The organism is Cellulomonas composti, from assembly GCF_007990245.1.
Lineage (GTDB): Bacteria > Actinomycetota > Actinomycetes > Actinomycetales > Cellulomonadaceae > Cellulomonas > Cellulomonas composti.
The window spans coordinates 96,474-116,122 of the sequence record NZ_BJWG01000006.1; the positions used below are offsets into that span (position 1 = coordinate 96,474).

Annotated in this window: 13 protein-coding genes; 5 read left to right on the forward strand and 8 right to left on the reverse strand. The window is 73.4% G+C overall.

Features of this window, described 5'->3' with window-relative positions; genetic code table 11:
- Nucleotides 1-98: 98 nt before the first annotated feature.
- From CCO02nite_RS08095 to CCO02nite_RS08110, 5 genes are all read right to left on the reverse strand, one after another.
- On the reverse strand, nucleotides 99-1,976 hold the full coding sequence (locus CCO02nite_RS08095; protein ID WP_186812625.1) for a tyrosine-protein kinase domain-containing protein: 1,878 nt from the start codon (nucleotides 1,974-1,976) through the stop codon (nucleotides 99-101).
- A 13-nt stretch (nucleotides 1,977-1,989) separates the two neighbouring features.
- Entirely contained in the window at nucleotides 1,990-3,315 is a 1,326-nt protein-coding gene (locus CCO02nite_RS15670) for a hypothetical protein (RefSeq protein WP_186812626.1), read from the reverse strand.
- A gap of 129 nt (nucleotides 3,316-3,444) precedes the next feature.
- Nucleotides 3,445-4,530: an acyltransferase family protein gene (locus CCO02nite_RS08100; protein WP_146842629.1), complete on the reverse strand. Its 1,086-nt coding sequence runs from the start codon at nucleotides 4,528-4,530 to the stop codon at nucleotides 3,445-3,447.
- A gap of 18 nt (nucleotides 4,531-4,548) precedes the next feature.
- Nucleotides 4,549-9,030 (reverse strand): LamG domain-containing protein, encoded by a 4,482-nt coding sequence (locus CCO02nite_RS08105; protein ID WP_146842630.1) that lies wholly within the window; start codon nucleotides 9,028-9,030, stop codon nucleotides 4,549-4,551.
- Between the two features lie 165 nt (nucleotides 9,031-9,195).
- Complete coding sequence (locus tag CCO02nite_RS08110; protein WP_146842631.1) at nucleotides 9,196-9,909, reverse strand: hypothetical protein; 714 nt, start codon at nucleotides 9,907-9,909, stop codon at nucleotides 9,196-9,198.
- A 189-nt stretch (nucleotides 9,910-10,098) separates the two neighbouring features.
- Here CCO02nite_RS08110 and CCO02nite_RS08115 point away from each other — a divergent pair, with 189 nt between their 5' ends.
- The 3 genes from CCO02nite_RS08115 to CCO02nite_RS08125 are packed head-to-tail and all read left to right on the forward strand — an operon-like array spanning nucleotide 10,099 to nucleotide 13,927.
- A complete protein-coding gene (locus CCO02nite_RS08115; RefSeq protein ID WP_186812627.1) occupies nucleotides 10,099-11,184 on the forward strand; it encodes a polysaccharide pyruvyl transferase family protein in 1,086 nt (361 codons plus the stop codon).
- Nucleotides 11,181-12,407, forward strand: a complete 1,227-nt coding sequence (locus tag CCO02nite_RS08120; RefSeq protein WP_146842633.1) for a Coenzyme F420 hydrogenase/dehydrogenase, beta subunit C-terminal domain — start codon at nucleotides 11,181-11,183, stop codon at nucleotides 12,405-12,407. Before CCO02nite_RS08115 ends, CCO02nite_RS08120 begins: the two co-directional genes overlap by 4 nt.
- A gap of 8 nt (nucleotides 12,408-12,415) precedes the next feature.
- The gene (locus tag CCO02nite_RS08125; RefSeq protein WP_246117426.1) at nucleotides 12,416-13,927 is read left to right on the forward strand and encodes a lipopolysaccharide biosynthesis protein; all 1,512 of its coding nucleotides are present in this window, start codon (nucleotides 12,416-12,418) and stop codon (nucleotides 13,925-13,927) included.
- Here the strand turns inward: CCO02nite_RS08125 and CCO02nite_RS08130 are convergent.
- Together CCO02nite_RS08130 and CCO02nite_RS08135 are read right to left on the reverse strand one after the other, a co-directional pair.
- Nucleotides 13,896-14,876 (reverse strand): glycosyltransferase family 2 protein, encoded by a 981-nt coding sequence (locus CCO02nite_RS08130; protein WP_246117427.1) that lies wholly within the window; start codon nucleotides 14,874-14,876, stop codon nucleotides 13,896-13,898. The genes CCO02nite_RS08125 and CCO02nite_RS08130 overlap by 32 nt on opposite strands.
- On the reverse strand, nucleotides 14,873-15,925 hold the full coding sequence (locus CCO02nite_RS08135; RefSeq protein ID WP_186812629.1) for a glycosyltransferase: 1,053 nt from the start codon (nucleotides 15,923-15,925) through the stop codon (nucleotides 14,873-14,875). The genes CCO02nite_RS08130 and CCO02nite_RS08135 overlap by 4 nt, the downstream gene beginning before the upstream one ends.
- Nucleotides 15,926-16,096: 171 nt before the next feature.
- Here CCO02nite_RS08135 and CCO02nite_RS08140 point away from each other — a divergent pair, with 171 nt between their 5' ends.
- Together CCO02nite_RS08140 and CCO02nite_RS08145 are read left to right on the forward strand one after the other, a co-directional pair.
- On the forward strand, nucleotides 16,097-17,056 hold the full coding sequence (locus CCO02nite_RS08140; protein ID WP_186812630.1) for a glycosyltransferase: 960 nt from the start codon (nucleotides 16,097-16,099) through the stop codon (nucleotides 17,054-17,056).
- Entirely contained in the window at nucleotides 17,053-18,219 is a 1,167-nt protein-coding gene (locus CCO02nite_RS08145; RefSeq protein ID WP_146842636.1) for a glycosyltransferase, read from the forward strand. The genes CCO02nite_RS08140 and CCO02nite_RS08145 overlap by 4 nt, the downstream gene beginning before the upstream one ends.
- Here CCO02nite_RS08145 and CCO02nite_RS15675 read toward each other — a convergent pair.
- Nucleotides 18,203-19,612 (reverse strand): hypothetical protein, encoded by a 1,410-nt coding sequence (locus CCO02nite_RS15675; RefSeq protein ID WP_186812631.1) that lies wholly within the window; start codon nucleotides 19,610-19,612, stop codon nucleotides 18,203-18,205. The genes CCO02nite_RS08145 and CCO02nite_RS15675 overlap by 17 nt on opposite strands.
- Nucleotides 19,613-19,649: the final 37 nt, after the last annotated feature.

Here is a 19,649-nt window from a genome sequence, read left to right on the forward strand (position 1 = left end):
CGGGTGCCGGCATCGGCGGCGGCGAATACGACGAGACTAGGCCGAATCGGACATGTCGGGCAGACGTCGTACGGGTGAATTGCCACGTCCGGGGGACGTCAGGCGTGGTGCGTGACAGCCGTGCCGGCGGCCATCGCCGCGTCCTCGTCGGGCCCCACGGCCGCGTCGTCGCCCTCGGCGGGCCCGTCGGCACGACCGTCGGGCTCGTCGCCACCGCCGTCGGCCCCGTCGGCGACGGCCGCCGCGTCCGGCTGCTCGGGCACCGGCTGCTCGTCGGGCTTGGGGTCCCGTTCTGCGTGCTCGACCGGCAGGTCCGTCTCGACGGCCGACCCCGCCTCCGGCTCGGTGGCGGACGTCGACGGCGCGGGCGCGACGACCTCGTCGGGCACGGCCACCCCGCCAGACGCAGCCACCCCGTCAGGCACGGCCAGCGCGTCGGGCGCGGCTACGGGCGCCGACGGCGCCGCCGCGCGATCGTCGCCCGACGCGGGCGGCCAGACGATCGCGACCGGGGGTGCGCCCGCGGCGGTGCGCTCGGTCGCGTGCCGGGCGGCCGGGGCACCCACCGTGGCGAGCACGGGCGCCGGCGCCGCGGCGCGCCCCTTGTCCCGCCTGCGACGCCGGCGCTTGTGCGCCTGCGGGCTCGCGGCGTAGTACGAGGACTCGTCGGACGCGACCCGGGCGCGGTTGAGCACCACGCCGACGACGCGAGCGCCGCCGAGCCGCACGCTCTCCGCCGCGCGCTTGATCTGGGCACGCCGCACGCGGGACGCATCCACGACGAGCACGACGCCGACCGCGAGACGCGCGATCACGACCGCGTCGGACACGGGCAGCAGCGGCGGCGCGTCGATCACGACGACGTCGAACCGCTCGCGACCCAACGCGACGATCTCCTCGAACTCCTTGGACGTGAGCAGCTCGCTCGGGTTCGGCGGGACAGGCCCCGAGAGCAGCACGGTCAGTCGGTCACCGACCACCTGCGAGACGTCGTCGAACGTGGCCCTGCCCACCAGGCAGTCGGTGAGCCCGGCGCCACCTTCGAGGCCGAGGGTCGGAGCCAGGCTGGGGCGGCGCAGGTCGGCGTCGATCAGGAGCACCCGCTCACCGGCCGCTACGAACGCGGCGGCCGTGCGCAGCGACGTGTACGACTTGCCCTCACCCGCGAGCGCCGACGAGACGACGAAGACCTTCGGGACACCCGCCCGCCCGATCATCTGCAGGTTCGTGCGGATCTTGCGGTACTCCTCGCCCTGCGGACCGCCCGTCGCCTCGAGCTCGGACAGCACGAAGGGCGCCGACTTGCGCACCGAACGCACCGACCCGATCACCGGGACACCCACCGCGTCGTCGACGTCGCGCGCCGAACGGACCCGCGTGTCGAGCGTCTCGCGCAGGTACGCCGCGACGAGGCCGAGCAGGAGACCGGCGAAGACCGCGGCCATCAGGTTGCGCCTGGTGTTGGGCGAGAACGGGTACAGCGGGACGGAGGCGCCCCGCACGATCGTCGCGGTGACCGTGCCGCGCCCCGAGTCGCTCACGGGTGCGAGCTGCTTGATCACCTGGACGAGCTCGCCGGCCACGGCGTTCGCGACGTTCGTCGTGTCCAGCGGCGAGCTGCCCGTGACGGACACGGTCAACAGCGAGGTGCCGCTGGGCGCACTCGCGGAGACCCGGTTCCCGAGCTGCTTGGCGCTGACGTCGAGGCCGAGCTGCTCGATCACGGGATCGAGGACGATCGGCAGCCCTGCGAGCTCCGAGTAGGAGAGCATCTGCGACTGCGTGTAGTTGGAACCCTGGTTGAGGTCCGTCGCCGAGCCGCTCGAGCTCAGCGACACGAAGATCGTCGCGGACGAGCGGTACTGCGGCGTCGCCTTCATCGACATGTAGCCGACGAGCGAACCCAGCACGAGCACGGGCAGCAGCACGATCACCCAGTGCTTGCGGGCTGCGGTCACGAAGTCTCGCAACGACATGGGGGGGCCTCTCCTAGCGTCCTGCTGCGATTGAACCACCGGCCGCCACGAGGCGGTCGACGGCTCGGGGGTCGTTTCGTGCGCCGGCTGCGACGTCGCTCGCCGGGTCGCGACCGGCGAGCACGTCCACGTGCGCGACCGCCAGCCCGACGACGAACCAGAACATCGGCGTGAGCTGGGTGATGAAGGCGACGCTCGTGAGCCCGGGCAGGAGCGCGACGACCGCGACGAGCGCCGCGCTGCGGTTCGCGCGCACGAGCGCGACGGCGGCGACGACCGCCGCACCGAGGAGCACGAGCAGCGGCAGGATCCCGTAGTCCAGTCCGAGCAGGATCGGCGCGCTGTCGATCGAGCCGAACGCGCCGTAGCGGGTCTCGCCCGCGGCATCCGTCGTCACCTCGGAGGTGCGGCCCAACCAGTTCATCGACGGCACCAGGGAGAGCAGGTCGCCGCGGTAGTCCGCGCTGTTCGACGCCTCCGAGCCGGCCGCGGTGAACACGTCCCGCGCGAGCGGCAGTGCGACGGCCGCGCCGACCACGAACAGGGCGGCCGCCGCGCGGCGGAAGCCCGGCGAGACCGCGCCGCCCAGCAGCACGAGGCAGCCGACGAACGCGAGCACCGTCGAGACCATGCCGATGCGGCTGAAGGTGACGACCGCGGCGAACCCGACCGCCGCCAGGGTCGCCGCCTTGAGGGCCGGCCGCAGCCGACTGCACCACACGAACGGCACCGACATCGCCAGGCCGCCGCCGAGCGCGATCGCGCTGCCCCACGCCCCCTCGACGCGCGGTACTCCGCCGCGCCACCGGATCCCGGACCACCGCGCATACCCCGCGCCGCCCCCGAGATGCAGCCCGACGAACAGGTTGTGCTGCGTGACGAACTCGAGGATCGCGAGCAGCGCGACGACCCCGAACGCGACCGCGATCACCGTGGCGACGACGTCCTCGCGGACCCGCATGCCGAGCACGCGGCCGGCCAGGTAGGCGACCCCCCAGCCGAACACCGCCGCGAACGCGCGCTCGAGGGTGACGAAGCCGGCGACGAACGACACCGCGATGACGCCGAGCACCAGGAGCATCACTGCGTCGAACGCCCGCAACCGGATGCCGGACCCGGACCACAGCGCGAGGATGCTGCCGAGGAAGGCCGCCGTCAACGGCGTCACGAACACGACGAACGAGCCCCCGACCCACGGGGGCACGAAGCACATGAACGCGAGGCACGCGCACAGACCGAGCAGAGGGACCTCGCGCACGACGACGACGAACACGGCGCCGAGCGCGAGCAGGACGAGCAGGATCGCGAGCCCGTCCACACTCGAGAGCGCCGCAGTCATGCCACCTCCTCCGCACGTCGGCGCACGCGCGCCCGGGGCGCCAGTATGCGCCCGTGACCGGCTCAAACCGGACATCCAGGGCGCATCTTCACCCTTCCGCCCGGCGCGCTCACCCGACGGGGCGCAGCCTCACGGCGCGGGCGCTGCGACCGCCCCCCGATCGCCGGCCGACCGCCCGGACCGGGTCCGGCCGAGCAGGAACGGCGCCTCGAACAGCCACCGCACGGGAACCCGGTCACGCGACGAGGCGAGCACGGCACCGACCACGAGCCCCGAGATCCACAGCGCGGGGATCATCACCCACCACGGCGCACGCAGCTCGACGAGCACCGCGACCGCACCGAGCATCACCGGGAAGTGCGAGGTGTAGTACACGATCGAGTTGCGGCCGACGTGCCGCAGCCGTCCGGTCCACCGGTGCCCCAGCCGCGCGGCGACGACGACCGCGACGAGGATGCCGGCCACCGACAGCGGCACGAACAGCGACCGGTAGTTCACGTCGCGGTTGATCCCCGAGGCCACCGCGAACCCGAACGCGAGGACCGCCATCACCGCGACCAGCACCCGACGACCCCGCAGCCACGTCGGCAGGTCCCCGAGCGTCTGCACCGCCCACGCGCCGCCGAAGAAGAACACCGCGTAGAAGAGCATCCGGTGCTGCTGCGGAGCGTCCACGAGCGCGGCGCCGACGAGACAGACGAGCGGGGGCACGGCCGCCGGCACCCGGCGCAGCAGCGGTGCGACGAGGTAGTAGCAGCCGATGTAGAACAGGAACCACAGGTAGGACGTCGCGATGTACAGGTGCGGGTTCCACAGCGGGTAGTCGGTGCCCTTGATCGCGAAGAAGACCAACGCCCACACGAAGTACGGCCACCAGATCAGCGCGATCTTGCCGCGGTAGTACTGCCCGAGAGGCTTGTTCAGCGATCGCGGCAGCAGCAGGCCGGACAGGAACATCAGTGTCGGCATCCGATACGGCAGCAGGGCGTCGTTGAACGCCACGACCGCCGCGGGGACCGCGACCCCCTCGATCCTCGGCAGGGAGGTCGCGTGCCACAGCAGCATGAGCAGGATCGCGGTGCCGCGCAGGGTGTCCATCCACTCCATGCGCACGCGCGCCGCCGGCGGAGCGGCCGGGGCGACCTCCGCCCCGGCGGCTCCGCCGTCGGTCACTTCTCTCGGCTCCGCCGCGAGGTCCTGCTCGGACGACCTCATCCGCCGCCGTTCTCCTCGCTACTCGACACCGACCGACTTCAGGTCGTCCCAGGTGAACAGGACCGGCCCGTTGGTGGTCGACGCTGCCACGTACTGGCCCAGTCCGACACCCCCGGCGTCCTGCAGCTCGGCCGTCGTGTCGGTCGCCGTGAGCCGCCACGTGGCCGGCTCGGTCGCGCCGGTCCACACGTTCCCGCGGATCGTCGTGGTCCCGGAGCCCACCGCCTGCAGGTGGAACTTGAGCTGCGTGCCCGGTGCGTACGTGACACCGGTCAGCGTCGCCGTCGCGAGGGTCGTCTCACCCGACGACAGTCGCCGCAGGAGCTGCACCGAGACGGCACCCGTCTGCGTGACCTTCGCGTTGAGCGCGTACTCGGACGTCCAGCTGCCGCCGGTGCGGGCCGACACCCAGGCGCTCACCGTGCCCACGTTCGACAGCTTGTCCAGGACGAGCGTCCCGGTCACGTCGACGTCCTGTCCCGACGCCGCGTCGAGACGCGCCTTCGGGGTCGAGCCGGCGTTCACCGTGACGGTGCCGGTCGTGCCCGTCACCTTGAACAGCGAGGCCGCACCCGCGAGGGTCCACGCGCCGCCCGTGTCCGCCGTGCCCCAGCCGCTGGCCGAGGTCCGGGTGAACGTCTCGGACCCGAACACCACGGGCCCGGTCGGGGCCGTGACGGTCACGGTCTGCGTGGTGGCCGAGCTGTCCAAGCCGTCGTCGTCGGTGACGACCAGCGTCACCGTGTGGTCGCCGGCGGTCGAGAACGTGTGGCTGGCCGTCGAGGCGGAGCCTCCGCCGACGACACCGTCGAACGCCCAGCGGTAGGACACCACCGTGCCGTCGGGGTCCGTCGAGCTGGTGCCGACGACGTTGACCGTCAGATCGCTCGGCGTCCAGGTGAACGCGGCCGTCGGGGCCTGGTTCACGGGGAGCGGGAACGTCGTCACGGTCTGGGTCGACGCCACGCTCACCGCGCCGTCGTCGTCGGTCACCACCAGGGAGACCGTGTGGTCACCCGGCGTGCCGAACGTGAACGAGTCCGTCGGCCCGTGCTCGTCCGAGACCACGCCGTCGAACGACCACTGGTAGGAGGCCACCGTGCCGTCGACGTCGCTCGACGTCGACCCGTCCACGTCGACCGTCAGGTGGTCCACCGTCGGGACGAACGCGGCTGTCGGCGCCTGGTTGGGCGGCGTGACCGTGACGGATCCGTTCGCCGTCGCGGTCGCGCCGTCGTCGTCGGTCACGACGAGCGTCACCGCGTACGTGCCGCCCGCCGCGTACAGGTGCGACGGGTTGGCCAGCGTCGAGGTGCCGCCGTCACCGAACGTCCACGCGTAGCCGACGACCGTGCCGTCGGTGTCCGTCGACGTCGAGGTGAACTGCGCCGAGAGGTCGCTCGTGGTGCTCGTGAACGACGCCGTCGGCGCCTGGTTCGGCACGGTCCCGGTCCCCAGCGCGTAGTGCTGGGCGACCTGCGCCGGCGTGAGCGCGATCGAGTAGACCGCGACCTCGTCGATCGCACCGTTGAACCACGGCTGCGGTCCCCAGGTCGTGTCGCCGCCGATGCGCCAGTAGCCGGTGTACGCCTGCGCCTGGGTCTGCGGGTTCGTGCCCTGGAGCGTGCCGTCGACGTACAGCTTCATGCCGTCGGGCGACTGGGTCGCCACCATGTGGTGCCAGGCGTTGTCGCGGTACGTGCCGCTGGTCGTGATGGTGTTCGTCGTCCCGGTCCAGACGCCGAACGTCAGCCGGCCGTCGGTCTCCATGTAGACGTGCCGGTCGTAGCTGCTCGAGGTGCCCGTCGTCGCGTCGCCGAAGCCGATGAGCTTGCCACCGTTGGACGTGCTCGTCCGGAACCACAGCTCCTCGCTGTAGGTCGTCGGGTTGACGGCCGCGTTCACGGCGCTGACGAGGTTGTTGGCCCCCCCGTTGAAGGACACGCCGCGGTTGTTCGCCGGACCCTGCACGCCGCTGACCACGTTGCGCGTCACGGTACCTCGATACGTGCCCGTGTTGCCGAACGCGCCCGAGTCGGCCGCCGTGCTCACGCCGTTCCCCTCGCCGAGCCGCCAGAACAGGTCCGGGCTGAGCCCGAACACCGCGGCGCCGTAGGCGTCGGCGGGTGCGGTCGGAAGCGTCGAGGTCCGGCCCGAGGCGACCCAGTGCGCGTCGACCTGAGCGGTCGTGAGCGCGGTCGGGTACAGCGACACGTCGTCGATGTCACCCGAGAAGTACGCGGCACCGGACCACGGCGTGTCGCCGCCGATGCGCCAGTAGCCCGAGTACGACTGCGCCGAGGTCACGTCCGTGCGCCGGCCCACGCGCGTCCCGTCCACGAACAGCTGCATGCCGCCCGCACCGAGGGTCGCGACCACCTGGTGCCACTGACCGTTGTTGTAGGACTTGCTGCTCTGCAGCGTCTGCGACGAGCCGGGGTAGACGCCGAACAGGAGCCGGCCCGACGTGTCCATGTAGATGTGCCGGTCGTAGTTGTTCGAGTTGCCGGTCTTCGCGTTGCCGAAGCCGACGATCTTGCCGCCGGCCGTCGTCGTCGTGCGGAACCACGCCTCGATCGAGAACGTCTGCGGTCCGGAGATCGAGGTCTGCGTCGCCGCGAACCCGCTGGTCGAGCCGTCGAAGTGCGCCGCCGTGTTGAGGTCGCCCGAGATCGCACCCGTCACGCCGCGCGTCACGCCGCTGCCCGCGACGGCCGGCAGTCCGCCCGCCCAGTCGGTCACGCCCGAGCCCGAGGGCTCACCGAGCCGCCAGAAGGAGGTCGCCTCGTCGCCGAACACCGCGCCGGCGTACGCGCTCAGCTCGTCCGTCGAGTTGACGGTCACGCTCACCGCAGGCGTCCGCGCGACGTTCCCGTACGGGTCGGTCGCGGTGACGATGTACTGCTGCGTGCTGCCCAGCGGGAGCCCGGTGTCGTTGACCAGCGTGGTCACCGGCTTCCAGAACTTGGCCGTGATGGTCTTGGTGCTGATGGGTGTGGTGCTCGTCGAGCCGCGGTAGACGCGGTACGTGAGCGTCTCGTTGTCACGGTCCCACGTCGTCGGGAAGGTCACGCGCACCTGGCCCTTGACGAACGACGACGCGCCGGCCGTCCACGGGTTGCCCTCGACGTCCGCGGTCAGCGGACCACGCTGGTTCGGCGCGATGCTCGGCACCGCGAACCGGACGAGACCCTGCTGCCCCTTGTTGTTCACACCCGGGAACTCGCCGCCGAACACGACGTACTGATCGTTGCCGGTGACGCTCCAGCCGGCCTGGCCCTGACCGGTGAACGTGCCGGAGATGAAGTCCGGGTACCACGTCAGCAGCGACGGAGCGGGCTCGCCGACGTGGTCCGGGTAGCCGTAGATGTCCGCGGTGTTGACGCCGGTGGCCTGCTCGCTGAACGCCGTGCCGTAGTGGATCTGCCACGGGTCGGTCTGCGGGAAGCCGCCCATGTTGCCGCAGTAGTGCTGGTGCGTCGCGAGGTACACCGCGCCGCCCATCGTGAACGACTGGTAGCCGTCGCCGTGGCAGTCGGCGACCCAGTCGACCGTGCCGGAGGGCGCGTCGAGCTTGAAGACGCCCTCGACGTTGCCCCCTGAGCCGAAGTGGTAGCCCGTGCCGTAGACCTTGGCGCCGTCGACGTTGAGGTCGAGGATCGCCGACGCGTTGCCCGCGTTGCGGATCGTCGAGTTGGCGGGGAGCGGGATCGCGGCACCCGTGACCGGGTCCACCGTGCCCAGCCCGTAGAACGACGTGCCGGCCAGCTGCGTGAACCGACCGCCCACGAAGACCTTGTCCGCCGCGGGCGAGTAGGCCAGCGACGTCACCGCCGCGTTCGCGTCGGCCTGGAACGACGTGAGCGCTCCGGTCTGCCCGTCGAGCGCCGCGAGGTACATCCGGGGAACGAGCGTCCCGCCCGTCTGGCTCGCGACCGACTTGAAGTTCCCACCCACGTAGACGGTGGTGTTGCTCGCCGCGATCGCCAGGCCCGCCGACGCCAGGGTGGGCCGGAAGGCCGCGACCACCTGGTTGGTGGCGGTGTCGATCGCCGCGACGCGGACGTGGTAGACGCCGTCGACCTTGTTGAAGTCGCCGGTCACGTACACGCGCCTGCCGTCGGGCGAACGCGTGATCGCACGCGCCTGCCCGTCGAGGCTGGGCGCGAAACTCTGGATCAGGTTGCCGGTCGTGATGTCGAACGCCAGGAGGTTGTTGCGCACGACGGTGTTCACACCGGGCGCAGCCCCCGCGGGCCGGGCCGTCGTGAACTTGCCCGCGACGTAGACGGTCGTGCCGACCACGACCTGGTCCCACACGACACCGTCGATCTGCACCGTCGGCAGCGCGTCGGTCGAGACCGTCGGCGGTGTGCTCGGGCTGGTCGGGTCCAACGGCACGGTGTCCGCGCTCGCCGGCATGGCGAGGCCGATCGTCGTCATCGCCGCGACCGCGACGACCGCCGCGAGGCGTCGCGCCGTCTTCGTGTTCCTGAGCATTCGGCCCCGCCCTTCGCCGCGTGCGAACGAGTGCACGCACGCACGACTGCATATTTCGGACAAGGCGGACGATATACGCACATTGGACACGCGTCCGAGGGTGCTGGGCGCAGTTCACCCGCACCACCGGGCGGATTCACCCGGGAGGGTCTCCCGACGGTTGCCTCAGCGCGGAACGAGGCCCTGGAACACGATCGGGGCGAGATCCGGCGCGAGGTCGACGAACGCGGCGAGCGGCAGGTCGTCGGGGTCGCCCGCGGCGAAGACGTACGTCGCGGTCGCGCTCGTCCCGGGTGCGAGCGGGGCCGTGGGGACGGAGACGCGCGGGTCGGAGTCGACCGAGGCGAGCGGGATGCCCGCGGCGCCGGCGAACAGGCTCACCTGGAGGGTCGACGGGTCGTAGGGCTCCGACGAGTCGTTGCGCAGGACGAGTGTGAGCGCGTAGGCGGGACCCGAGACCTCACCGGGACCGGTCCCCTGCGACTCGACGTCCTTCACCTGCGTGACCTCGGCCGCGACCCCGCCGACGACCCCGGGCTCACCCGGCGGGGGCTGCGTGGGCTCACGGTCGTCGATCGGCGGGACCGGGACCAGCGGGACGTCGGGCGGCGTCGCGTCGGGGGTCGGCTCGGGCGTCGGCTCGGGCGAAGGCGTCGCGTCGGCGGTGGGCGCCTCGGTGGGTGCGACGGTCGGCTCCGGCGACGGCGTGGGCGACGCGGTCGCGGGGCCGGTGGACGACGAGCCGGCATCGGGGGTCGCGTCGTCGTCGGACGCGGCGTTCACCCCGACGAGCACCGCGACGAGAGCCACGACGACCACGGCGGTGCCGCCGATCCACCACCAACGCCGCGAGCTCGTCGGCTCGGCCTCGTCGGACATCTTCCCCACCCCTCCCCGGGCGGCCGTCCAGCAGCCCGCAGGCCGCAAGTATGACGCTCACCTGCGGCGCGAGGTGGCGTCGGCGGACACAAGCACCCGGGTGATCTCTCGGACAAGTCGACCGAGAAGGGACAGCGCCAACCTAGACTCACGCCGTTGTCGGCGGCAGCCGAGCCGGAGGAGGCCGACGTGAGGGTGCTGGTCCTGTGGGCCGACGACCGCTCGACCAATCTCGGGGTGCGCGCGCTCGCCGCGGGCACCGCGGAGCTCGCGCAGCGGTCGTGGCCGGGTGCGGAGGTCGTGCACCTCTACTACGGCTCGGCGGTCAGCCCGATGCCGTTGGGCAGCTGGCGCCGGCTCGTGCAGGCACGGTTCGACCCCCGGCTCCCGCTGCGTGACTGGCTCGCGGACTTCGACGTCGCGATCGACACCCGCGGCGGCGACTCGTTCGCCGACATCTACGGGCGCGGGCGCCTCCTGAGCCAGAGCCTCGTCGCGCAGCTCGCGGTCGGCGCCGGCACCCCGGTGGTCCTCGGTCCGCAGACCGTGGGCCCGTTCGACTCGCGCCGAGGCCGCGCCATGGCCCGCTGGACGCTGCGGCACAGCGCCGCCGTGATCGCGCGGGACGCGGTGAGCGCGCAGTACGCACAGCGGCTCGGACGACCCGTCGACCTGCTGGCGACCGACGTCGTGTTCGCGCTGCCCCGCCCGGCCGTCGAGCGCACACGCGACGTGCTGCTCAACGTCTCCGGGCTGCTCTGGACGCCGAACCCGCACGTGGACCACCTGCGCTACCGCGAGACCGTGCTCGATCTGAGCCGCAAGCTCGTCGCGTCGGGGCGGCACGTCTCGCTGCTCGCGCACGTGCTCGACGCCGCCGGGCCCGACAACGACGTCCCCGCGGTGCGTGAGGCCGCCACGCTGCTGGACGACCCCGACGTCGCGGTCCTGGTCCCCGACGACCTCACGCACGTGCGCGAGCTCACGGCGTCCGCGCAGCTCGTCATCGGCTCGCGCATGCACGCGTGCCTCAACGCGCTCTCGACCGGCACCCCGGCGGTCCCGCTCGCGTACTCACGCAAGTTCGCGCCGCTGCTCGCCGACCTCGGCTGGGCGCACACGGTCGACCTGCGCTCGTCGTCGGCGCCCGTGGACGAGGTCCTCGACGTCGCGCAACGGCCCCTCTCCGACGACGTGGCCGGCGTGCTGCACCGCGCCGACGAGCTGCTCGAGCCCGTGACCGCGACGCTGCAGGCGGCGGGGGCGCCCCGGTGAGGCACGACCTCGACACAGCGATCGCCGGCGTCGTCGCGGCCGGGCTCTGCTCGGGCTGCGGCGCGTGCACGCTCCTCGACGACGGCCTCACGATGCGGATGTCGGCGGCCGGGTTCGCGCGACCCGGGCGCACCCGGCCCGCGGCCGCGACCACCTCCTCGGCCGCGGCGTCCTCGCAGGTGCGGCGGTTCGACCAGGTCTGCCCGGGCCGGAACGTCGCCGCGCAACGGCCGCCCGGCGCGACCCGGCACCCGCTGCTCGGTCCCGTCCTGGGCTGCTGGGAGGCGTGGGCGCTCGACCCGGAGCTGCGCCGGCAGGGCAGCAGCGGCGGCGTGCTCACCGCGCTGCAGGCCTGGCTCGTCGAGACCGGGGAGGCCGTCCGTTCGGTCGCCGCGGGTGCCGCGCCCGACCCCCGTCGGACGGTCGCGGTGCAGATCACGACACGCGACGAGGCGCTCGCCGCCGCGGGCTCGCGGTACGCACCGGTGGCCGTGTGCGCCGAACCCGCGGCCTCGGACGCCGCGGGCGTGACCGTCGGCAAGCCGTGCGAGGTGAGCGCGCTGCGAGCGCTTACGGCCGGCGGCCCGGCGCCCGTGCTCCTCTCCTTCTTCTGCGCCGGCACCCCGTCCCAGCGGGCCACCGACGCGGTGCTCGCCGACCTCGGCATCGGCCCCGACGAACCGCTCGCGTCGCTCTGGTACCGCGGTCACGGCTGGCCGGGCCGGTTCACGGCCACGACCGACGACGGCCGCGAGGCGTCGGCGTCGTACGAGGAGTCCTGGGGCACCACGCTGGGCCCGGCGGTGCAGTGGCGCTGCAAGGTGTGCCCCGACGGCATCGGCGAGAGCGCGGACGTCACCGCCGGGGACCTGTGGACCACCGACGAACGCGGCTACCCGTTGTTCGCCGAGTCGGACGGCGTGAGTGCGCTGGTCGCGCGCACACCACGCGGGCTGGACATCGTGCAGCGCGCGTTCGCGGCGGGCGTCCTGGCGGGACGTCCGGTCGAGCCCGACGAGGTCGTGGGCGTCCAGCCGCTGCAGCGCGCCCGCCGCAGCACGCTCGCCGGACGCCTGGTCGGTGCCCGGCTCGGCGGCGCCCGGGTCCCGCGCTACCGCGGGTTCGGCCTGCTGAGGCTCGCGGCGGGCGACGTCCGGGCCGCCGTCCGCACGGCGCGCGGGACCTTCCGGCGCGTGCGCGCGGGGGTCGCGCGGGAGACATGAGCCGCGACGTGAACGACGAAGTGAACGACGACGTGAACGGCGACGTGAACCGCGACGTGGAGCAGGCCGGCGACCTCGCCGGACGGGCCGCCCGTGGCGCGGCCGTCACGGTCATCGGGCTCGGCGCACGTCTGACGATCCAGGTCGGCAGCGTCGTCGTGCTCGCGCGGCTGCTCTCGCCGCACGACTACGGCGTCGTCGCGATGGTGCTCGCGATCGTCGGGGTCGGCGACCTGCTGCGCGACTTCGGCCTGAGCGCCGCCGCCGTGCAGGCCCCCCACCTGTCGAACGGCCAGCGCAACAACCTGTTCTGGACGAACAGCGCGATCGGCCTCCTGCTCGGGGCCGTCACGTTCGTCGCCGCGGCGCCGATCGCCGCGTTCTACGACACCCCCGCGCTCGTACCCGTGACGCAGGCGCTGGCCGGGATGTTCCTGCTGGACGGGATGATGACGCAGTACCGCGCCTCGCTCGTGCGCGCGATGCGCTTCCGCGCGGTCGCGTTCGTGGACGTGCTCTCGCCCGCTGCGGCGCTGGTCGCCGCGATCGTGTTCGCCGTGATCGGCGCGGGCTACTGGGCGCTCGTCGCGCAGCAGCTCACGGGCGCGGCCGTCGGGCTCGTCGCGTTCGCGATCGTCGGGCGCTGGCTGCCGGGGCGGTTCGACCGCAAGGCGCCCATGCGGCACCTGTACTCGTTCGGCGGCTACCTGCTCGGGTCCCAGCTCATCGGCTACCTCGCCAACAACATCGACTCCATGACGATCGGGCACCGCTTCGGCCCGACCCCGCTGGGCCTGTACAACCGCGCGTTCCAGCTCCTGATGAACCCGCTGAACCAGGTTCGCGCACCCTCCACGACCGTCGCGCTGCCCGTGCTCTCGCGCGCGGGCACGACCCCGCAGTTCGACCGGATCGTGCGGGCCGGCCAGCTCACGCTCGCCTACCCCGTCGCGATCGGCCTGGCGATCCTCATCGGCATCGCGCACCCCACGGTCGAGATCCTGCTGGGCGACGCGTGGGCGCAGGTCCCGCCGATCCTGCGGCTGCTCGCGGTCGCGGGCATCTTCCAGACGCTCTCGTACGTCGGCTACTGGGTCTACCTCGCGCGGGGGCTGACCCGCCAGCTGCTGCAGTACTCGACCGTCTCTGCGGTCATCCGGATCACGTGCGTGCTCGTCGGGAGCTTCTGGGGCGTCGTCGGCGTCGCCGCCGGGTACGCGATCGCGCCGATGATCGCGTGGCCGCTGTCGCTGTGGTGGCTGAACCGGCTCACGCCGTTCCCGGTCGCGGCGCTCTACCGCGGTGCGGGCCGCTCGCTGACGATCGGAGCGGTCGCGGGGCTGGCGTCCGCCGGTGCGGCCTGGTGCCTGCGGGACGGGTCGCCGTGGCTGCAGGTCGCTGCCGGACTGCTCGCCGGACTGGGCGCCGCGGCCCTGCTCGCGCTCGCGCCGCCGTTCCGCCGCGACGTCGCCACGCTGCGCGCCGCGGTCACTGCGGCGCTGCGTCGGCCTCGCGGCTGACCGGCGCAGGACGGCCGTACTCGACCACGACGTGCCCGAACGCTCCGCCGAGCATCCCGACCCCCCGCTGCACGTTGCGACGCCCGACGAGCCGTGCGACCTGCGATCCGGTCAGCGCGCCGCGCGCGATGCGCACCCCGCCGCCGATCATCCGCACCCCGCCGCGTGCCAGGAACCGCGCACGCACGACGACGCGCCCGAGCCGGCCCGGGGTCGCCGCGACCTCCGCGCGGGCGGCCGAGTTGCCGCTGCGCCGCGCCCGCGCCAGGATCCACCGCGGCGTCGCGCGATCGGCCGGCACGTGGTCGACGACAACCGCCTCGTCGCACCACACGAGCCGCCCGCCGCGGCGCGCGAGCGTGCGGGTGAACAGCGTGTCGCTGCCGCCGCTGAGCCCGAACCGCTCGTCGAACGTCACCTCGAGCGCGCGCACCTGGGCCAGGTCGAGCAGGAGGTTGTTGGTCGCCGCGACGTCCACGGGGGTCCCGGTCGGCAGGCGCCGGCGCTCGAAGAACCGGCCTTCGGACACCCACGGCTCGACCTGCCCGGCGAACTCGGACACCACCGCACCGACGACCGCCGCCGGCCGCGAGCGCTCGTGCTCGGCGAGCAGCGCGCGCAGCCAGCCGGGTTCGGGCGTCTCGTCGTCGTCGACGAACACCAGCAGGTCGGCGTCCCCCACCTCGGCGAGCGCGCGGTTGCGGCCGGCGGCGATGCCCGGGCGGGGCTCGTGCACGTACCGCACGGCGTCGTCGTCGAGTCCCTGCACCCACACCCGCGCCGAGGCGTCGGGGTCGTTGTCCACGACGAGCAGGCTCGCGCCCACCTCCGCGGCCTGCGCGAGGAACGCCGGCGCCGCCACGGCGAGGTCGTCGGGCCTGCGGTAGGTGAGCATCGCCACCACCGTGCGCACCGGACCGACCGTGCGCATCGGACCCACCGTGCTCATCGGGCCACCCGTCCCCGCGCCAGCTCCAGCGCGTCGCGGTACGCCGCCAGGTGCCCGTCCGCGACGACCGGCCACGTCCGCGCCGACAGGTCGGGCGGCGCGGGGTGCGGGTCGGCGCGCACCGCCTCGAGCGCGCGCCGGATCGCGTCCGCCGACACGTCGCCGTCGTACTGCTGCACCCACCGCTCGCCGACCTCGTGCGCCAGGTCGGTGTTCACGTCCGTGCGGGGCGCGAGCACCGGGCGCCCGAGCGAGAGCGCGAGCAGCAGCGCACCCGAGTTGTGCATGCGGCGGTACGGCAGCACGACGAGCTCGGCGGACGTCAGCCGCTCGACGAGCGCGGTGTCGTCGAGATAGCGCAGGTCGAGCACGACGCGCGGGTCCGCGGCGGCACGCTGCTCGAGCACGCGCCGGGTCTCGTCGTCCGCGGGACTGCCCGCCACGACGAGCCGCAGCCCCGGATCGGGCATCGTGGCGACCACGTCGAGCAGGTCCTCGACCCCCTTGTAGGGGCGGATCAGGCCGACGTACGCGATCGTCCCCGGGACCACCTCGGCGCGCGGACGGTCCGCGAACCACGCGACGTAGTCCCCGTGCGGCACGGTCGTCACGCGCGCCTCGTCGGGCACCGGCGTCCGGTCCGTGAGGCGGATCCACCACGCCGTACGGGCGTCGCACGAGCGCAGCACCGCGGCGCTCGCGCGGTCCGGCTCCTCGTGCGGGGCGAGGTTGTGCACCGTGCGCACCAGCACACGACCTCGGCTCGACGCACGGCGCACCGCGAGCGCGAACAGCACGCACGCAGCCAGGTGCCGCACCCGGCTGCGCCGCTCGACGACCACCTCGGGCCAGTGCACGTGCAGCACGTCGAAGGGCTCGAGAAGCGCGGCGCGCCAGGAGAACGTGCGCACGTCCGCGCTCGCACCGAGCGCGTCACGCAGCTGGACGAGGTACGGGTTCGTCGTGGTGCGCGGCGTGCGGAACGACTGCAGGACGCGCAACCGGGGCTGCACGTCGGACCGCGCGCGGGACTGCGCCGTGACTGCCACCCGCACCACCCCGCCCCGGGTCCACGTGCGGCTCCCGCACGCCTCCTGCCTGGCGGTTCACCCTGTCCGCCCCGGTCCGGACAGTACCCGCTGGGCTAGCATCCGTGCAGTCCACCGTGTCCGATTCCACCCGGTACCGGGCCCGGTCCCACCCCCGACCGGAGGTCGCTCGTGAGCGCACCGATCCCGGCGCATGCCGCCGTGCTCGTGGTGAGCCACCGCTCGAGCGACCTGTTGGCCCGGCACCTGGCCGCGACGGTCGACGGGCTCGACGCCGACGTCGTCGTGGTGGACAACTCGCCGGACGACGACGAACGCTCGGCGACCGTCGCGCTCGGCGCGAGCCGCGGCTGGCACGTCGTCGAGTCGCCCAACGACGGCTTCGGTGCGGGCGTGAACCTCGCCGCCCGGCACGCGCTCGCGCGCGGCGCACGCTCGCTGCTCATGGTCAACCCCGACCTCTCGCTGTCGTCGTCGACAGCAGCCGCGCTGCTCGCGGACGTGCGGGCCAGGCCGGACACGCTCGTCGCGCCCGTGGTGCTGCGCGCGGACGGGAGCACGTGGTTCTCCGGCGGGACGCTCGACCTCGGCCTCGGTCGGACCCGGGCGACCGGCACCGCGGGCGACGACGACGTGGCGTGGCTCTCCGGCGCGTGCCTCGCGGTCTCCGACGACGCATGGCAGCTCCTGGCCGGGTTCGACGAGCGCTACTTCCTGTACTGGGAGGACGTCGACCTGTCCTGGCGTGCGCGGGCCGCCGGCCTCCGTCTCGCGGTGCGGCGTGACCTGACGACGATGCACGAGGTCGGTGGCACGCAGGAGCACGCCGGTTCGCGGCGACGTTCCGACATGTACTACGAGCAGAACTGCCGCAACCGCCTGATGTTCGCGGCCCACCACCTCGACGGCGCCGGACGCCGGCGGTGGTCGCGGCACTCGATCGGCTGGGGGCGCGCCGTGGTGCTCCGCGGTGGCCGGCGTCAGCTCCTGCGCGGCCCCGGACCGCTGCTCGCGGTCACGCGCGGCACGCTGTCGGGCCTGCGCTACGCCCGGCGTCGTCGGCCGGCGTGGCCGCTCGACGCGACCGGCGCCACGGGCGCGGCCCGCGCGGCCACCGGCGAGGTCGGATGACGCCCGCCCGCCACCTCGTCGTGGCACATCCGTCCACCGAGCTCTACGGCGCGGACCAGCAGATGCTCGAGTCGCTGACCGCCGCCGTGGACGGCGGCTGGCGCGTGACGCTCGTGCTGCCGGGACCCGGTCCGCTCGCCGAGCGCGGCGCCGCCCGGGGCGCACGCGTCGTCGTCGCGTCGTTCCCCGTGCTGCGCAAGTCGCTGCTCTCGCCACGCGGGCTCGTCGGGCTCGCGGCGGCGAGCGCGCGTGCGATGTGGCGTGCCGCGCGGTGGCTGCGCCGGGAGGGTGCCGACGCCCTCTACGTGAGCACCGTGACCATCCCGTCGTGGCTGTTCGCGGCGCGCCTCGCCCGGGTGCCCGTGCTGTGCCACGTGCACGAGGCCGAGTCGGACCAGTCGCGCTTCGTCACCGCGGGCCTCACCGCGCCGTTGCTCGTGGCGAACCGCATCATGTCCAACAGCGCCGCGGCCCGGGACGCGCTCGCGCGGGTCTTCGGGCGTCTCGGCGAGCGCACGCGCGTCGTCCCGAACGGCGTTCCCGGGCCGCCGGCCGGCCCGGTGCCCGCCCGCGTCGCCGCCGACGACGACCTGCGGCTCGTGCTCGTCGGGCGCCTGTCGCCGCGCAAGGGCACCGACGTCGCGGTCGAGGCGGTCGGGCTGCTCGTGCGGGAGGGTCTCGACGTGCGGCTGCGGCTCGCGGGCAGCACGTTCGACGGCTACGAGTGGTTCGAGGACGAGCTGCGGACGCGCATCGACGCGCTCGGGCTCGCGGATCGCGTGACGCTCCTCGGCTTCGTGCACCCGCCGTGGGCGGAGCTCGCGGGTGCGGACGTCGCCCTGGTGCCGTCACGGGTCGAGCCGTTCGGGAACACCGCGGTCGAGGCCATGCTGGCCGGACGCGCCGTGGTCGCCTCCGCTGCTCAGGGGCTGCTCGAGGTGGTGCACGACGAGCGCACGGGCCTGCTCGTGGCTCCCGGTGACGCCGCCGCGCTCGCGGACGCGCTGCGCCGGCTGCACGAGGACCGCGCGCTGCGCGCACGACTCGCCGCGGCAGGCCGGGCCGACGCGCTCGACCGGTTCAGCACGGCGCGCTACGCGTCCGTCGTGCGCGACGAGCTGGATGCGCTCGTCGCCGGACGGCCCGTCAGGTCCGCTGCGTGACCGTGACCGCCGCGCCCGACTCCCACGTGTTCTTGCTCAGCGAGAGCAGCGGGATCGTGCCGGAGTCGGCGATGATCGCGCAGTTCTTGAACACCTGCGTCGGCAGGAACTCGTTCTGGCGGATCACGACGCCGGCGATCGAGCCGTAGGACTTCTCCGCGAGGTTCACCGAGCACGCGCCGCCGCCGATGGTGTTGCCCGTGAGCTCCAGACCGCTGACCTTGCCCTGGTCCTGCGTCACCATCACGGCGGCGTTGTGCGTGTCCTCGAGCGTGTTGCGCAGCAGCCTGATGTTGCTGCCGATCGAGATCTGCACGTTGTCGTCGTGCGTCGCGTTACCGCCGTTCGTCGGGTCCGACGTGTAGTAGATGTTGTCGTGCAGCCACGAGTCCTGCACCAGCACGTTGCTCCCGGTGATCATGAGCTGGTCCACCACGGTGTGCATGTTCACCCTGGTCAGCGTGAAGTCGTGCCCGATGATCGCGCGGACGTAAGGCGAACGCTCGGCCGCGTAGATCTCCGAGTCCTCGATCGTGACACTGGCCCCCGGCATCACCATCACGAGGCCGAGGCTCGACGTCAGGTGGCGACCCGAGATCACGGTCCGCTTGATCACGACGTCCTTCGCGGTCACGCGGACGAACCCCCGGACGTCGAGCGCATCGACGACGGTGCCGTCCTTGCTGATCGTGAGGTCACCCTGGTGGACCGTCAGCTTGGTGCCCGCCGGGACGCCCGTGTTCGACGGGCCGGGAATCTTCCCCGGCGTCGGGGCCGGGGCCGGCGTGGGGGTGGGCGTGGGCGTGGGGGTGGGCGTCGGCGTCGGCTTGGGGGTCGGCGTCGGGGTCGGCTTGGGGGTCGGCGTCGGCGTGGGGGTCGGCGTCGGCTTGGGCGTCGCGGTCGGCGTCGGCTTGGGCGTCGCGGTCGGCGTCGGCGTCGGCGTGGTGGCGCTCGGCGTCGGCGTCGGCGTGGCGCCGGGCGCGGTCGGCCCCGTGTACGTCGCGAGGCGGATGGTCACGCTCACGCTCGCGTCCTCGTTGTGCACGACCATCCGGCGACCGGCGCCCTTGACGTCCAGCGCCACGCTGGCGTAGCCGACCTTCAGGGTCGGCGTGACGAGCTGTGGCTTGGCCGTGCAGGCCGCCGTCGCGGTCGACCCGGGGCACAGCGACAGGCGCGCCGGGCGCCAGGCGCCGCTGCCGGCCACGACGAGGGAGACAGCCGTGGCATCGGACGGGATGGGCAGAGCCACGACGATCGAGGCGCTGGGACGGATCACCGTCGAGGTCAGGAGGCGCTGATCCAGCCGGTACGTGTCGGCCGACTGCGCCGAGAGTGGCTGCGAGACGACGAGTACACCGGTCAGGACGCCGACGACTCCGCCCGCCAGCACCGCTCTCCACCCACGTCCGCGCGCGCTTCTCGTCGCC

Coding starts and splice junctions, on each gene's coding strand:
- CCO02nite_RS08095 (WP_186812625.1), bottom strand. CDS start 1,976: ATGTCGTTGCGAGACTTCGTGACCGCAGCCCGCAAGCACTGGGTGATC.
- CCO02nite_RS15670 (WP_186812626.1), bottom strand. CDS start 3,315: ATGACTGCGGCGCTCTCGAGTGTGGACGGGCTCGCGATCCTGCTCGTC.
- CCO02nite_RS08100 (WP_146842629.1), bottom strand. CDS start 4,530: ATGAGGTCGTCCGAGCAGGACCTCGCGGCGGAGCCGAGAGAAGTGACC.
- CCO02nite_RS08105 (WP_146842630.1), bottom strand. CDS start 9,030: ATGCTCAGGAACACGAAGACGGCGCGACGCCTCGCGGCGGTCGTCGCG.
- CCO02nite_RS08110 (WP_146842631.1), bottom strand. CDS start 9,909: ATGTCCGACGAGGCCGAGCCGACGAGCTCGCGGCGTTGGTGGTGGATC.
- CCO02nite_RS08130 (WP_246117427.1), bottom strand. CDS start 14,876: ATGAGCACGGTGGGTCCGATGCGCACGGTCGGTCCGGTGCGCACGGTG.
- CCO02nite_RS08145 (WP_146842636.1), top strand. CDS start 17,053: ATGACGCCCGCCCGCCACCTCGTCGTGGCACATCCGTCCACCGAGCTC.